The sequence below is a fragment of the Phytoactinopolyspora endophytica genome, assembly GCF_004138495.1.
Lineage (GTDB): Bacteria > Actinomycetota > Actinomycetes > Jiangellales > Jiangellaceae > Phytoactinopolyspora > Phytoactinopolyspora endophytica.
In genome coordinates this window covers 14,605-14,996 of sequence record NZ_ML142867.1, presented here as the reverse complement: position 1 = coordinate 14,996, position 392 = coordinate 14,605, and the positions used below count along the sequence as shown (strand labels likewise).

The window sequence follows — 392 nt, the reverse complement described above, 5'->3', positions numbered from 1 at the left end:
AGGTCTTCGACGCGCAGGATCTCGTCGCCGGTCCCGGCGGGCGTGCCGTCGGGGCGGTTCAGGGTCGATGTGGTCATCAGAGGTCTCCTGTCGATCCGTCACCGGCCGAGCCGTCGGCAGCCAGGGCGACGCCGGTGAGTTCGCTGACCCGCTCCAATTCGGCCACGGTCTCGCCGGCGAAGTGGCAAGCGGACCGATGGTCCGGCGCTATCTCGAGTAGTGCCGGTGAGTCGTTGACGCAGACCGCGCGCCCGTTGCGTACTGCGCAGCGGGGGTGGAACCGGCACCCGGACGGCGGGTCGGCGAGGTTCGGCGGTGCCCCAGGGATGGGAACCAGCCGCTCGAGGTCGGCGTCCAGCCGCGGCAACCCGGCCATGAGCCCGATCGTGTAC

1 protein-coding gene is annotated in these 392 nt (G+C 70.9%); it reads right to left on the bottom strand.

What is annotated here, in order from left to right; translation table 11 throughout:
* Positions 1–76: 76 nt before the first annotated feature.
* Positions 77–392 (bottom strand): oligopeptide/dipeptide ABC transporter ATP-binding protein (locus ELR45_RS39300; RefSeq protein WP_338069612.1); only part of this gene is annotated, 316 nt, incomplete at its 5' end.